9 protein-coding genes are annotated in these 15,371 nt (G+C 50.1%); 2 read left to right on the top strand and 7 right to left on the bottom strand.

All coding sequences use genetic code 11. The features are described from left to right. Positions 1-5 precede the first annotated feature (5 nt). The gene (locus BN102_RS09720; protein ID WP_021311116.1) at positions 6-2,048 is read left to right on the top strand and encodes a M13 family metallopeptidase; all 2,043 of its coding nucleotides are present in this window, start codon (positions 6-8) and stop codon (positions 2,046-2,048) included. Positions 2,049-2,365: 317 nt separating this feature from the next. After that, positions 2,366-6,553, top strand: a complete 4,188-nt coding sequence (locus BN102_RS09715; protein WP_036787997.1) for an acyl-CoA dehydratase activase-related protein — start codon at positions 2,366-2,368, stop codon at positions 6,551-6,553. On the opposite strand, the gene BN102_RS09710 is transcribed toward BN102_RS09715, so the two are convergent. The 7 genes from BN102_RS09710 to BN102_RS09680 all read right to left on the bottom strand — a co-directional run bounded on the left by BN102_RS09710 (position 6,554) and on the right by BN102_RS09680 (position 15,318). After that, positions 6,554-7,318, bottom strand: coding sequence for a lysophospholipid acyltransferase family protein (locus BN102_RS09710; protein WP_036787995.1), 765 nt, complete (start codon positions 7,316-7,318; stop codon positions 6,554-6,556). A 130-nt stretch (positions 7,319-7,448) separates the two neighbouring features. Beyond that, entirely contained in the window at positions 7,449-8,612 is a 1,164-nt protein-coding gene (locus BN102_RS09705) for a metallophosphoesterase (RefSeq protein WP_021311095.1), read from the bottom strand. An 11-nt stretch (positions 8,613-8,623) separates the two neighbouring features. Then, positions 8,624-9,508, bottom strand: coding sequence for a vitamin B12 dependent-methionine synthase activation domain-containing protein (locus BN102_RS09700; protein ID WP_019208949.1), 885 nt, complete (start codon positions 9,506-9,508; stop codon positions 8,624-8,626). Then, on the bottom strand, positions 9,505-10,845 hold the full coding sequence (locus BN102_RS09695) for a dihydroorotase (RefSeq protein ID WP_019208948.1): 1,341 nt from the start codon (positions 10,843-10,845) through the stop codon (positions 9,505-9,507). Before BN102_RS09695 ends, BN102_RS09700 begins: the two co-directional genes overlap by 4 nt. After that, on the bottom strand, positions 10,842-11,591 hold the full coding sequence (locus tag BN102_RS09690) for a polyprenol monophosphomannose synthase (protein WP_019208947.1): 750 nt from the start codon (positions 11,589-11,591) through the stop codon (positions 10,842-10,844). The genes BN102_RS09695 and BN102_RS09690 overlap by 4 nt, the downstream gene beginning before the upstream one ends. A gap of 79 nt (positions 11,592-11,670) precedes the next feature. After that, positions 11,671-13,062, bottom strand: a complete 1,392-nt coding sequence (locus tag BN102_RS09685) for a S41 family peptidase (protein ID WP_019208946.1) — start codon at positions 13,060-13,062, stop codon at positions 11,671-11,673. A gap of 42 nt (positions 13,063-13,104) precedes the next feature. Continuing rightward, positions 13,105-15,318, bottom strand: coding sequence for a tetratricopeptide repeat protein (locus BN102_RS09680; RefSeq protein WP_019208945.1), 2,214 nt, complete (start codon positions 15,316-15,318; stop codon positions 13,105-13,107). Between the last annotated feature and the right edge of the window lie 53 nt (positions 15,319-15,371).

Genomic DNA, 15,371 nt, shown 5'->3' with positions numbered 1-15,371 from the left:
GAAGAATGAAAATGAGAAATTATTTATCCTTGGCTATGTTTGCAGTAGCGACATTGACCGGATGTGAAGGAAAAAAAGAAGCGACCCTTACTGCGGGTATCGATTTGGCGAATTTGGATACGATGGCGATCAGGGGCGACGACTTTTACCGGTACGCTTGCGGAGGGTGGATGAAGAATCATCCTCTCACGGACGAATATGCGTGCTTTGGCTCTTTTGACATATTGGCGGAAAATAATCGCAAACAAATCAAAGGACTGATTATGGAGCTTGCCTCGAAAGAGCAGACGCAGGGATCTGTAGCCCAGAAAATAGCGGATATCTATAATTTGGCAATGGATAGCGTACGCTTGAATAAAGAAGGCTTCGAACCGGTAAAAGCTGATATGGCTGAGATTGCTACATTGAAGGATAAAGCGGAGATTATCCCGATGATGACTAAACTGTTTCATAAAGGAGTGAACGCCTATTTCGGATTCTATATTGACGCCGATATGATGGACAGCCGGAATAATCTGTTTCAGATCAGTCAGGGAGGGTTGAGCTTGGGGGAAAAGGAGTATTACCTGGACGAAGACTCTGTGACTGTCGATATCCGAAACAAATTCAAGGAACATATCGTCAAGATGTTCCGCCTGGCCGGAGTCGATGAGGTTGCTGCACAGCGGAATATGGAGGCGGTCATGGAGATTGAAACACGTATTGCGAAAGCTTCTTTCAGTAACGTTCAGTTGCGCGATCCGGCTTCCAACTATCATAAGATGACCTTGGACGAGTTACGAAAAACCATTCCGGGTATCAATTGGGATGCTTTCCTGGAAGGCGTAGGCGTGAAAGACAAGATTCGCGAAGTCAGTGTCGGACAGCTTGAACCGATTCGGGAAGTCGCTGAGATTATTCATGAGGTGCCTGTCGAAAAGCAGATTGCCTATCTCCAATGGAATTTGATTGACGGTTCGGCGAAGGTTTTGAGCGATGACTTCTCAAAAGAAAATTTCGATTTCTATAGCCGGACGATGCGTGGCACGAAAGAGATGCAACCTCGTTGGAAACGTGCAGTGAACACGGTCAGCAGCGTGCTTGGCGAAGCTGTGGGCGAGATGTACGTTCAGAAATATTTCCCTGCCGAAGCGAAGGCACGTATGGTGCAATTGGTGAAAAACCTGCAGACGGCTCTTGCCGAACGTATCCAAGCTCAGGCATGGATGAGCGACACGACGAAAGCCAAGGCCATCGAAAAACTGAACACGTTCTATGTAAAAGTAGGCTATCCAGACAAGTGGCGAGATTATACTTCGTTGACCGTCGATAAGCATGATTCTTATTATGAGAACATGAAGCGGGCGACCGAGTTCTACATTAATTACATGTTGGACAAGGCCGGCAAGCCGGTCGATCGGGATGAATGGGGAATGACTCCGCAGACGGTCAATGCGTACTATAATCCTACTACCAACGAGATCTGTTTCCCTGCCGGTATCCTGCAGTATCCATTCTTTGACATGAACGCCGACGATGCATTCAATTACGGGGCTATCGGGGTCGTTATCGGGCATGAGATGACTCATGGCTTCGATGATCAGGGACGCCAGTTCGATAAGGATGGTAACTTTAAAGACTGGTGGACCCCGCAAGATGCGGAACGTTTTAAGGAGCGCGCACAAGTGATGTCCGATTTTTTCAGTCGTATCGAGGTATTGCCGGGTTTAAAAGGCAATGGCGCTTTGACCTTAGGCGAAAACCTGGCCGATCACGGTGGCTTGAACGTGGCTTTCCAGGCATTCCGGAATGCTACGAAAGATGCTCCTTTGAGTACTGTCGACGGATTTACTCCCGAGCAGCGTTTTTTCCTCGCCTATGCCGGCGTATGGGCACAGAATATTCGGGAAGGCGAGATTCGTGTCCGTACCAAGTCCGATCCTCATGCTTTGGGGAAATGGCGGGTGAATGGAGCTCTTCCTCATATTCAGGCTTGGTATGAAGCTTTCGATATTGCGGAGAACGATTCGATGTACGTGGCGCCCGATAAACGCGTGAATATTTGGTAATGTCGTCGATTAGACTTTTACCGACTCCGATAGGCAACGGTTGCATCGAAACGTTCGTTTCGGTGCAGCCGCTTGCACATATTGCAGAGCTCTAAGACAAAATTTAGACTTTGACAGACATTGTGCCTATATTTTCCGATACAAAAATTATGCTGAAAAACCGAACCCTTAGTTGGGAAAATAAACGGTCGATGCCCCGAGACTGTGAAAGTGAACGGCGGTTTGCATCATCTTAACAAAGGGAACATTTATGACGATTTATGTGACATGGTTTGTCGGAAATAATTAGTACTTTTGTTATGAAAAAAGAGAACAGCATGTCGGACTTTTATCGAATAGGAATAGACGTGGGTTCCACTACTGCCAAGATCGTCGTTTTGGATAATGACGATCGGATTGTTTATTCACGTTACGAAAGGCATCAGGCACAGGTCGACCGCCTCGTGTCGAGCTATTTCTCTGAAATAATCGAACAATTGGGAGATGCGGAGGTATCGCTCACCATTACGGGATCAGTGGGAATGGCGACTGCCTCTTCCTTGCAGGCGGCTTTCGTTCAGGAAGTAGTCGCCGCCACTACCTACGCCCGTAAGGTTTACCCAGAGGCCGAGGCTTTGATCGATATCGGCGGCGAGGATGCCAAAGTTGTTTTCTTTCATGGGAAGCATACGGAATTGAGGATGAACGGCAATTGTGCGGGCGGTACCGGCTCGTTTATTGACCAGATGTCGGTCTTAATGGGTATCGATATCGACGTAATGAATGCAGCTGCCCTACAGGCCTCACACGTTTATCGGATTGCTGCCCGTTGCGGCGTATTTTCCAAAACGGATATTCAGAATCTGATGAGCCGCAATGTTTCGCAGGCGGATATCGCCGCTTCTATCTTCCATGCGATCGCCGTACAAACGGTTGTTACACTGAGTCACGGCTGCCGGTTCGTTGCGCCCGTTTTGCTCTGCGGCGGCCCGCTGACCTTCCTGCCGGCTCTTCGGAAAGCTTTTGCCGATTACTTGGGACTGTCCGAAAAAGATTTCATCTCGCCGGAGAACGGCAATTTGATCCCCGCCGAAGGGTGTGCTTTGCGTAGCGGAGGTACGACGGTTCGGTTATCCGAGCTCTTACGTCGATTCTCCCGTACGCCCGTCATGATAGCCCAGGGCGGTTTGCCACCCTTGTTCAAGGACGAGGAGGAATATCGGGACTGGTTGCGTAAGAAATTGACTGTATCCCTGACGATCCGCCCTTTGCAGCAGGGGAAAGAACGAATAGTCATAGGAGTCGATTCCGGTTCGACGACCACGAAAATCATGGCTGTCCGCCCCAATGGCGAACCAGTCTTTACCTACTATTCGCAGAATTACGGCAATCCTATACAGGCTGTTCGCAAAGGGCTGAACGAATTGAAAGAGCAGGCTGTGCAGACCGATACGGAATTGGAGGTGGTGGGTACCTGCTCGACCGGTTACGGGGAGGAATTGATCAAGACGGCTTTTAATTTTGACCGCGGCATGATTGAGACAATGGCGCATTACCGCGCCGCAGCCGCTTTGAATCCGAAGGTATCGTTCATTCTCGATATCGGCGGGCAAGATATGAAGGCCATTTTCGTGAAGCATGGCGTGGTGGTGCGCATGGAATTGAACGAAGCCTGTTCTTCGGGATGCGGAACGTTTATCCAGACTTTCGCCACAAATCTGAATTACGAGATCGGAGATTTCGCCCGAATAGCCTGTACGGCCGCCCATCCTTGCGACTTGGGGACGCGTTGCACGGTCTTCATGAATTCGAAAGTCAAACAGGTTTTGCGGGAGGGAGCGACTGTGCCAGATATTTCCGCCGGTCTGGCTTATTCGGTGGTAAAGAACTGTTTATACAAGGTGCTGAAGCTGAAGAACGCGGAGGAGATGGGCGAACAAATCGTGGTTCAAGGCGGTACCATGCGGAACGATGCGGTGGTGCGCGCTTTCGAAATACTTTCGGGAAAGGAAGTAGTGCGTAGCGATATGCCGGAGCTGATGGGGGCATACGGTTGTGCGTTGCATGCAATCTCGACCCTGCACGAACCGATCTCCGTCGACATGTTGCTCGACGGTGCAACATACGAAACGAAGCAAATGCCATGCAGCGGTTGCGAGAATCGTTGCTTTGTGACGAGCTATCGTTTTCCGAACGGAAATAAGTTTTTCAGCGGGAATAAGTGCGAACGGGTTTTTAGTAACAAAGGAGATCGCTCGTGGACGGGGGCCAACATTTATCCGGAGAAGTATAGGCTGCTTTTCGATCGTCCTGTCGACGAGACGGCTAAGCGTACCGTCGGCATTCCCCGCATCTTGAATATGTACGAAGAGTATCCCTTCTGGCATCGTTTGTTTACGGATTGCGGATTTCGGGTGGTTTTGTCTGATCCTTCCACGTATGTGCGTTACGAGAAAGCGCTCTGTACGGTAATGAGCGACAATATTTGTTTCCCCGCCAAGTTAGTGCACAGCCACATTGAAGATTTGCAGCATAAAGGGGTAGAGCGTATCCTGATGCCCTACGTCGTTTTCGAACGGATGGACGATTGGCGGACGGTTAACAGCTTTAATTGTCCCATCGTTTCCGGGTATTCGGATGTCATCAAAAGTGTGGTCGACAGAGGCATTCCCATCGATAGTCCTGTCATTACGTTCGCCGACGAGGATCTGTTGTCGGTCCAGCTTACCGTTTATCTGAAGGGGATCGGCATATCCCGTCCAGTTATTCGTAGGGCATTGAAGGCGGCGCTGGAAGCACAGCGCGACTATGATCTTGCCGTTACCGAACGAGCGCAAAAGATACTTCGAGAAAGCAGGGACAAGCATGAAACCGCTATCGTACTTGTCGGTCGGCCTTACCATACCGATCCCCTGATTCAGCACAAGTTGAGCGAGATGATCGCCTCGTTAGGCATTCACATCCTCAGCGACGATATGGTTCGCGGTGATTACGACGTGGGTTCGGGCGAGACTTACCTGATCAAGCAGTGGGCGTACACGAATCGAATTCTCAAGGCGGCGCAGTGGACGGCGGAGCAGGACGGCCGGGTGCAGTTGGTCCAGATGACCTCATTCGGTTGTGGCCCCGACGCTTTCATTTTGGACGAAATCCGCGACATCATGAACCGTCATGGGAAGCCCTTCACCCTGTTGAAAATCGACGATGTGAGCAATACCGGTTCTTTGAAACTCCGCGTGCGTTCGCTCGTCGAGAGCCTGTCGTATTGCACGAAATACGAAAGCGTACGGCCGTTCCGTCAGACGAAGATTTATCAGAAAGAGGATCGACATCGGAAGATCCTCGCTCCGTATTTCACCGATTATCTGACTCCCATCTTGCCTTCGCTCATGTCGTTGGCCGGTTATGAGCTCGAGATTCTGCCGCAGAGCGATTCTCAGAGCGTCGCTTACGGCTTGCAGTACGCCAACAATGAAGTGTGTTATCCGGCTACGTTGATTGTCGGCGATATCATCAAGGCATTGAAGTCGGGAAAATACGACCCGAGGGAGGTAGTCGTAGCCATGAGCCAGACCGGCGGGCAATGCCGGGCTACCAATTATGCGGCACTGATCAAACGGGCGATGGTTTCCGCAGGATTTGCCGACGTGCCACTGATTACCTTGGGCGTCAGTACGAAGGGGGTGGATAATGAACAGGAAGGGTTCGATATTCCCTGGATCAGATATGCCAAGATCATTGTCAATGCCCTGTTCTATGCGGATACGATATCGAAGATGTATCATGCCACCGTCGTCAGAGAACGGCAGGAGGGCTTGGCCGGCGCATTGCGCGATCGGTATATCGAGGCGGCCAAGACGTGCATTCTCCGGAATGATTCGGACTCGTTGGTCAAGTTGATCGGCGAGGCGGCGATAATATTCGACGAGGCGGCGACTGACAAGGAATGTCCGAAAGTAGGCATTGTGGGAGAAATCTTCCTGAAGTTCAATTCGTTTGCTCACCAGCGCATAACCGCTTTCACGATCGATCGCGGTATCGAAGTGATTCCCCCTGTCCTGACACCGTTTTTCTTACAGGAGTTCGTCAATGTGGAGGCAAAGCGGCAGTTGCATCTGACGAAGAGTTACCTCCCTTCCGCTATCCTTCGAGGAGTCTATAAACTGATTTCTCTCCAGATCCACCGGATCAATAAGGCGGCTTCCTCGTTCCGCTTTTTCTCTCCTTTCGGCAATATCTATCGGGAGGCGGAAGGAGCGAAAGAAGTGGTGTCCTTGGCGGCGCAGTTCGGCGAGGGTTGGTTGCTTCCCGCCGAGATCGTTTCAATGATGCGCGAGGGAGTGAAAAACGTGATCAGTCTGCAACCTTTCGGATGCATAGCCAATCACATCGTGGCGAAAGGTATTGAGAACGCTTTGCGTAAGATCGATCCCGAGCTGAACTTTCTCTCGTTGGATTTCGATTCGGGTGTGAGCAACGTCAATGTTTCGAACCGGTTGTTGTTGTTTATCGACTCGATGGCCTGATTATTGGTCAGGGTTTTCCACCTCGCCGTGATATTCCTCCGGGAGGGATTTTTCTATCTCTTTATAAGACGTTTTCATCAGATAGGACAAGTTTTCCGAGCCTTTTCCTCGAGGATAGACGGGGCGGTGGATGATCAGTTCCAACGGATGCCAGCGAACGAATTTTGCCGTTCGTGGGAAGACGTTGAACGAACCGTTGATGGTAATGGGTACGACGGACAGTTGCAGTTCGTCGGCCAGCTGAAACGCCCCTTTTCGGAAGAATCCCATATGGCCGGTAAAGGTTCGCGAGCCTTCGGGGAAAACTACCAGCGAGGTACCTCCCCGCAGCACTTTTCGTGCATGGGCAATCGTCTCTTTCACCTTGCTCGGTCCGGATTTATCTACGAAGATATGCCCGGCAGCCTGGCAGGCGGCGCCGATGAAGGGCATCTTCCGCAGGCTTTTCTTCATCATCCATTTGAAATTTCTTCCGAGGAAACCGTAAATCAGAAAGATATCGAATGCGCCTTGATGGTTGGCGACGAAAACGTAGGAGGTGTTCCTCTCGACTTCCACAGGGCAGGAGACCCGGACCGGCAGCAGAAAGAGGTAGCAGCACCATCTCGACCAGATCCTCCCCGGATAATATCCCCAAAAGTGGGCGTTCCCCACGGTAGATCCGACGATAGTGGCCACGGCAGTGAGTAAGGTGAGCGCTAGCAGAAGCGGCGCAGCTATGCACAGTTGGTAAATGAGGTAAAACGAGCGTAAAACGATGTTCATAGGCTTGTGTCTTTCTTCTTTTTCGTCTGAACAAAGGTAGAAATAAACCTTGTAAAAAGAATCGAAGAAAGAATATTTTTGCGTTGAAGGTTTTTTACGGATCAACGAGTTCCGAATCATTCGATTTCGCTCAATCTTTTCGAAGCGTAATAACCGTGATCTCCGGCCAGGCCCCGATGCGCAACGGAAACATGACATATCCTAAGCCGATGTTCACGAATAAAGCCTGATTCCCTTCCCGATAGAGCCCGTTATGTTCCGGATAGACAAACATGATGGGGCAGAAGCCGAAGAGGCTGAACTGCATTTCGTGAGTATGCCCAGAAAGGGTGAGCTGCACGTCCGTTTCGGGGAGGATGTTTCTCCGCCAATGGGTGGGGTCGTGGCTCAATAGGACGGTGAACACTCCCTTGCATTCGTCGCTCAGTGCTTGGGAAAGGTCTCCGCGATCGGGAAAAGGCGGATTGCCGCTGTTTTCGACGCCGGCGATCACGATGCTGTCCTGTCCGCGATGCAGCATGACGTGATCGTTGATGAGCAGGTGCCATCCCATGTGGTTCTGCTTGTTGATCAGGCTACTCAGGTTGGCGTTGCGGGCTTCTTCCGACTGCCAATGCACATAGGGTGAGTAGTCGTGATTCCCTAACACGGAGTATACGCCGTCTTTCGTCTTCAGTCGGCTCAATGCAGGTACGAACTCGTCTAATTCCGTTGCCATGTTGTTGATCATGTCTCCGGTGAAAACGGCCAAGTCGGCCTGTTGGGCATTGCAGATGTCGATTGCTTTCTGCAGAGCCTTTGTATTCCCCGTCCAGCTGCCCGAATGGATGTCCGACAACTGGAGGATGCGGTATCCGTCGAATGCCGGCGGAAGGTCTTCGTAGGCGATGGTTACTTCGCGTACTTTAAAGTGTTGCTTCCCTTCCGTCGCTCCGTAAATTAGGGCTCCCAACGCGTAGAGAGCGGCGGCGCAGGCGATGTATTCGCTTGTTCGGCACTTCCGTTTGATCAGACGGACAGGGCTCAGTATCAGTGAGAAAATGGTGAAGACAGCTTGCGGGAATGCGAAGAGCAGGAAGACGAGGATGTAAGAACTCAACCGTTGCATACTCGAAGGGTGAAAATCGTGCGAAAGTCCGACGATCAGCATCCCCACCAGCAGAAGGACGGTCGGGATCCAATAGACCGTTCGCATCCATCGAAGGGATAAGCGGCGTACGAAGCGGCGGTAGATATACCAATCGGGCAATAGTAATAAGAGGAGAAGAAAAAGTAGGGTTCTGATTAATACCATCGTCGTTTTTATTAGAGGTTGTTCGCTAAGAATTTCTCGATCTGTTCAAGGGGAAGGCTTCGGCGCCGGGCGTAATCGGCCAGTTGGTCGGTTCCTATTTTCCCTACGGCGAAGTAGTGAGCGGCCGGATGCGAAAGCATCAGGCCGCTCACCGAGGCATGCGGTTGCATCATACCGTTTTCCGTCAGTCGGATGCCGATTTGTTTCAAGTCTATTAGCCGATCGAGTATGAAGTTGACCGATATATCGGGAAGCGAGGGATAACCTACGGCCGGGCGGATACCTTGATAGTTTCCCTCGAGCAGTTCCTTTGTGCAAAGGTGCTCCTCGGGGGCATATCCCCAGATCGATCTTCTGACTTCCGCATGGAGTCGTTCGGCGGTCGCCTCCGCCAATCTGTCGGACAAGGTTTGCACCAATAGTCGTCGGTAGTCGTCCGTCTGATACATCTCTTCCATTTCCGCATCCACTGTCGTGGCGAATAGGCCGACCTGGTCTTTTATGCCGGAGGAGAGCGGACGGACGAAATCGCTTAGACAGCGATAGGCGTTCTCCTCGTCGTCGGATGTTTGTTGGCGGAGCAAGGGGAGGTGCGTCTCGTCGAGTATTAAATCGTCCCCGTCGGCGTTCGCATCTGCCAGGAGGAAGAGGGCGTGCGTGCGGAAGTCGGTGTCCAAGCGGCTCAGCATCCGTTTCGCTTCCCGGTGGAGTCGCATGGCTTCGGCCGCTTTCGATGCGTCTTCACGGGAGAACGTATGCAACCATGCCGTGCGGCATGCGTCGCAGTCGTGCGCTTCGACGATACTTGCGAATTTCGGCTGGAATCCCCATGCATGGAAGAAGTAGATCCAATTGATGTAGTCGCCAACGTCGCGTATATGATAATGTTTAATCATCGTTCGAACCTTAATGCTTCTCCTCGGAAGTTTTCGTCTACCGTATTTCCGTCGTATACCGGGTATCCGTTGACGAAGGTCTTCAGGATCTTGGTGTGGAAAGTTTGTCCTTCCAGGGGGCTCCATCGGCATTTGCTCAGGATGTCTCGGCTTTCCACCGTCCAACTCCTGTTCGGATCGACCAGGACCAAATCGGCTTTGTAACCTTTGCGGACGAACCCCCTTCCTTTTATTTGATAGAGGAGGGCGGGGGCGTGGCACATCTTCCGAACGACTTGTTCCACAGACAATACTCCTTGTTTGGCTAACTCCAACAGGGCGACCAGCGAGAACTGGATGGTCGGCATTCCCGAGACCGCTTTCAAGGCTCCTCCTCGTTTCTCTTCCAACAGGTGAGGGGCATGGTCGGTGCCTATCGTATCGATCCGATTCGTGCGGAGCGCTTTCCGTAAGGCTTCTCTGTCCGCTTCCGTCTTAATGGCCGGGTTGCATTTGATGCGCGTCCCCAAGCTGGCATAATCTTTATCGCAGAAATAAAGGTGGGCCACGGTCGTCTCAGCTGTGATACGTTTTTCATTCACGGGTTTATCTTCGAAGAGGTTCAACTCTCTCGCTGTGCTAACGTGCAGGATGTGCAACCTGCTCCCGTATTCTTCAGCCAATTTCACCGCTAAGGCGGAAGAGCGATAGCAGGCTTCTTCGCTGCGAATGAGCGGATGGTATCCGATGGCGGGATCGTCTCCGTAATTTGAGCGGAAACGTTCCGTATTCGCCTCGACGATAGCTTGTTCTTCGCAATGAGCGGCAATAAGTATCGGTGAGAGGTCGAATACCTTCCGCAGCGTCTCCGTCCGGTTGACGAGCATATCGCCCGTGCTGGCTCCCATGAATAATTTTACGCCGCAAACCCGTCGTTCGTTTAATTGTGGGAGTAAGTCGGCATTCGTGTTGGTGGCACCGAAATAGAACGAGTAATTGACGATGCTCTTTCGGGCGGCGTCGGCGAATTTATGCTCCAAGGCTTCGACAGTCGTCGTCTGCGGATTCGTGTTGGGCATATCCATAAACGAGGTGACGCCTCCGGCGGCGGCGGCGGCGCTCTCCGTATGCATATCCGCTTTGTGCGTGAGTCCGGGATCCCGGAAGTGTACGTGTTCGTCGATGACGCCGGGCAGCAGATACCCTCCTTTGGCATCTATCTCCTCGTCGATGGGGGATGCAGGTTTTTCCTTTTCCGAAAGAATTTCGGCAATGAGATCGTTTTCGATCACGACGCCGCCTTTCTCTATGCGATCTTCGTTGACAATCTGCGCATGTCGAATCCATGTCCGTTTCATGCTGTTTTCTTTTGGGGATACGAGTGGAATAAACTGTGGATTTTCAATTGGATGACGCCGAAGAACGCTTCGCCGAAGATGCTACTGTTCATTTTAGAGGTGCCTAATCGACGATTGACGAAGACGACAGGGACTTCTGCAATCTTGAATCCGCATTGGTATGCGGTGAATTTCATTTCGATCTGAAATGCATATCCTTTGAAGCGGATTTTGTCTAAACGGATCGTTTCCAGTACTTCGCGCCGATAACAGATGAAGCCGGCCGTCGTATCGTGAATAGGCAGGCCGGTAATCAGTCGCACATACTTCGAGGCGAAATAAGACATCAACACCCGCCCCATCGGCCAGTTGACCACATTGACTCCACTGACATAACGCGAACCGACGGCTGCATCGTAACCCTCCTCGGCACATTTTTCGTAAAGTCGGGGCAAGTCGTCCGGATTGTGGCTGAAGTCGGCATCCATTTCGAAGATAAAATTGTATCGGTGTGCGATAGCCCATTCGAATCCTGCGATATAAGCCGTTCCCAAGCCTAATTTCCCTTTTCGTTCGATCAGGAAGAGTTGTTTGGGAAATTCGTTTTGCAGGCGGCGTACGATCTCTGCAGTTCCGTCCGGCGAATGATCTTCTATCACTAAGATATGGAAAGACTTTTTTAATCCAAAGACGGTTCGGATGATGTGTTCTATATTTTCTCTTTCGTTATAGGTCGGAATAATCACTATACTGTCAGATGTTTCCATAAATCAATCCGTTTGTTCATGACAAAAGTAGCGAAATAAATCGGATTGCCCTATTATTTCCTTCTAATTTTGTTAGTCTTTATCGGAGAATGAGGGCGGGTTTTTTCCGTCTGTTCAGCGAGGTCTGTAAAACTTTCGAACGGCTGTCGGCATGCGTCGTTTCTGTGTCGCTTATCTGGCCGGTCGTAATAAGCGAGAGGGCGTTCTTTAATAAGTATTCGCGCGTATCGCCGAGCGGATAAAGAGGAGTGACTATTTTCCGTTCGTTCAATTCGTAATTCGGACCGATGCCGTTCGTGTAATCTGCCTTTCCTTCCGAGTTTAAAATATAGGCGGTGACAGGCCAGACAATAAAATGATGCTTGTCGTCTTCATAGGCTTGCATGCCTACGGGTTTCCCGAACGTCGTTTCGCCTAATACCACGATATGGTCTTCGCCGAAATAAGGTTTCAGGCAATTGATCACCGCTTCCGAAGCCGAGGCGGTGTACGTGGAGGTCAACAGGTACAGTTTGCTTAGATTCAGATTGGCAGAGGCGTATTGGGGATCGAACGAAATGGTTTCGTCTTTCATATTTCCCGTCTCGTTATATTTTAATGTACAGAATGTTTTCCCCAGAGCGGAAGAGGGGACTAACAGGCTGCCCAGTTGCTGAGCGCAACTCAGGAATCCTCCGGAATTATAGCGGAGGTCGAGGATGAAAGCGTCCGGTGTTGCGGCCTTGAAGCGGGTAAACAGCTGCAACATCTGTTTTTCGTATTCCGTATCGCCGGCTAAGTCGCGAGGCCCTGTGCTGAACTCGTTATAGACCATGTAGGCTATCTTCCGATTATCGAGAGTATAGACGGAATCCAAGTAGAACGGATTGAGTTCGACGAAGCGGGATGGCCCGATGGCAAGGGTATCGCGAGGCGACCAGACCTGAACGTTCTCTTCTGCATATTTCATCACTACTCGTACAAAAGTAGTGGCGTCGCCGTTGATTAAGTCTGAGTAATTGTTCACGGTCAGCGTTTTCCCTCCTACTGCCGTGATCCAGTCGCCGCGTTCTACGCCGGCTTCCGAAGCGGGGGAATGCGGCATTACATACAGTACTCTTGCCATTATATGGGAGGTCGTTCCTAAGGGGTCGGTCAATACTTCGAATTCGAAACCGTACCCCGACAGTCGGTTTATGTTGATCCGCGTGTTCACGGTATCTTTCCATTCGATGTACGAGAAATGGTCTCCCTTGCCATCCAAGGCACCGGCGTATACCCGCAAGGCCAGATAGTCGTTCGGATTTTTAAAATAATCCGCTTCGGTGACTTTCCCCAGGTTGTCATTCCAAAGATAATATTTTTCTAATATTTCGTCGATCCACCGATCTGCGGAAGTAAGGGCGTTGTATTCCCCTGTCCGGTCTTCGCCGCAGGCTGCCAGTGCGAAGAGGATACTTATGAGCGATAGCAGTGGGAATGATCTGTTCATTTTCGGATATCTTTTCGGCAAAGCTACGAATTTTCTTTTGAACTACAATAATTCGTCGGGCAGGATATCGATCTTTTCCGCACTCAAGCCCTGTGCGCGGAGGTATGGTCTGTCGTCTCGATAATGGGTGAGGAAGTCTTCCCAGTTGTCGCACAGATTGACTGCGTTTTTATAACAGGCGATCGCTTTCTCCGTCTGCTTTTGTACTTGGTAAACGTGTCCGGCGTTTATCCAGTCTTGCATGGCGGGATCGGGTTCCGATAGAAGCATTTCGTAATACTTTTGCGCCTGGTCGTATTTCCCGACGACGAAGGAGCACCATCCGATCGCCCTTCTCGCTTCATCGGACTTTTGCGATAAGTATTCCACTTTGAAGAAACAGGTCAGTGCTTCTTCATAATGCTGCATCATCGTCAGGCAGCGGCCGACCTCCATCGTCAACTTTAAGTCGTCAGGTTTGAACGTTTCTATTTGTTTATAGTATTCATAAGCTTCGTGGTAGCGTCTTTCTTTCATCAGACAGCGGGCTATATGTCTTAACGTCCATACATCGCCCGATTGCAACAATTCAGATTTTTTGTACCAATCGATGGCGGAGGCGTATTGTTTTTGTCGTTCTTGGGTATACCCTATCTTCTGATAATATTCGGAGTTGTTTTTCTCTTTATCTGCTAAGAACTTAAAAATCTCGGATGCTTCTTCTATGTATTCGTTTTGTAGGAGGTAGTCGCCGATTTCCTTCATTTCTTTCGTGCCTCTCAAGGCGTTCTGCAAATCGTTGGCGCACCATAATTGGCATCCGCTTTGAAAAATATCGATATTTTCGCTCCGACGCTCCCATAGTTTAAAGAAACGGTATAAATCGTGAATGTATTGTCGACTGATTTGTTTTGCATTTAATTTTACGTTCAATTGTGTTTTTAACTGTGCTTGTTCCTCTTCGCTCAAAGCTTCTGCGTTTTCTCTGAGTTGAGCGATCATCATTTTGCGGACAGCGTTAGGGGCTGTTAGCAGACTAAAACAGAGCGAATATTTATCGGAATTGCAGAACATGTCCGATCCTAATAACATGTTGATCAGCGAGAATTCTTCATTTTCGTTCATAGCGGTCAGTGGGGCGAGTTCTTTATAGTGCCGGTCGAAAGGATAGAACCAATGCGACATTTTTTTAAAGAACGGGTAATGCTTGAATTGGGCGAAAGAACCCATATACACGTCAGCGCCGGCCAATTGCAGTTCGCTCATCGCCCGCAACTCGTCGGTCAGGCCGGATTCATGCATTCGTTTTTCCCAATCCGGATTGAAATTCTCGTCGTCATCGTTTTCTTCGAATCCGATATGTCCGCTTCTGCCGACGTTTTTCATCATTCCGGGGATGATATCCTCTTTCATTTTCTTGTCTATTTTGGCGGTTTCGCGAGTCAGGAGAAGTTGCATTTGTATCGTAAATAGGTTTTGGATGAAGGGCTCGTTGTCTTTTAGTTCGTCCAGGGCGAGTTTCGCTTGTGGGTACCGTGTGATTCGCCAGTCGTATAGGATAGAAATGAATCCCATGCCCACCAGCGCCCGTTGGTTGATCATCATGTCCTTGTGTCGATAGGCTTTCACGAGGAACATGTATTTCCGAATGTCGAAAAGTTTGAGAGCGGCCATGGTTACGGCGCTTATCAGCACGCAAAGGTCGTTGACGGGTATGAGTGTCGAGCGGAGCATCGAGTACATGGAGGCTTCGGTTTCTTCGTTCCAGGGGGAGGATACCCACACTTTGTCAAAGAGTTCGGACAAGGCGTCTTCGTGTCTTTGCTGGATGAGTTCGATCTCCTTTTCCCGTTTCGTGTCACCTGTATCGCGTAGCGGAGTCTCAGCCATCTCTTCTGCACAGCTCTCCAAAATCAGTTGTATTTCCCCGTAACTGAGGGAGGGTTGTGCCTCGTAGTGTCGTTTGGTGCGGAAATAAAGTCGGTCGGGATGGGCGACAGCCGCTTTCTCTATGCACGCCCAGTCCGTCAGTTCGTAGCTCTTTCGAATCATTTTGTCGTACATCTCCTTGAAGTTCGGATCTTTCATTCCTTTCCGGGCGTAGTCGAGCATGAGGTTGTAGGACGTTTGCAATTCTTCTACTTCGCTACGAAGTTTCCAATTTCGAGTAGATGAAGTCATGGCTTGAATCTGCACGATGGCTTCTTTTAAGCGATGTTCATCGATTAAAAGAAGGATACGTTCTTCTTCCGGGCCATATAAGTTGGTATCTAACATGTGTATTTTTTATGAGAGGAGGACAAAATATGTGCCAATAGCGTGTTACAAAG

Origin of the sequence: Phocaeicola abscessus CCUG 55929, from assembly GCF_000312445.1 — a bacterium.
GTDB classification, from domain to species: domain Bacteria; phylum Bacteroidota; class Bacteroidia; order Bacteroidales; family Bacteroidaceae; genus Phocaeicola; species Phocaeicola abscessus.
This window is presented reverse-complemented; position numbering and strand designations above follow the sequence as displayed.

Bases quoted from the DNA above. Each gene is read 5' to 3' on its own strand.
- BN102_RS09720 (WP_021311116.1), top strand. From the start codon at position 6: ATGAAAATGAGAAATTATTTATCCTTGGCTATGTTTGCAGTAGCGACA.
- BN102_RS09715 (WP_036787997.1), top strand. From the start codon at position 2,366: ATGTCGGACTTTTATCGAATAGGAATAGACGTGGGTTCCACTACTGCC.
- BN102_RS09710 (WP_036787995.1), bottom strand. From the start codon at position 7,318: ATGAACATCGTTTTACGCTCGTTTTACCTCATTTACCAACTGTGCATA.
- BN102_RS09705 (WP_021311095.1), bottom strand. From the start codon at position 8,612: ATGGTATTAATCAGAACCCTACTTTTTCTTCTCCTCTTATTACTATTG.
- BN102_RS09700 (WP_019208949.1), bottom strand. From the start codon at position 9,508: ATGATTAAACATTATCATATACGCGACGTTGGCGACTACATCAATTGG.
- BN102_RS09695 (WP_019208948.1), bottom strand. From the start codon at position 10,845: ATGAAACGGACATGGATTCGACATGCGCAGATTGTCAACGAAGATCGC.
- BN102_RS09690 (WP_019208947.1), bottom strand. From the start codon at position 11,591: ATGGAAACATCTGACAGTATAGTGATTATTCCGACCTATAACGAAAGA.
- BN102_RS09685 (WP_019208946.1), bottom strand. From the start codon at position 13,062: ATGAACAGATCATTCCCACTGCTATCGCTCATAAGTATCCTCTTCGCA.
- BN102_RS09680 (WP_019208945.1), bottom strand. From the start codon at position 15,318: ATGTTAGATACCAACTTATATGGCCCGGAAGAAGAACGTATCCTTCTT.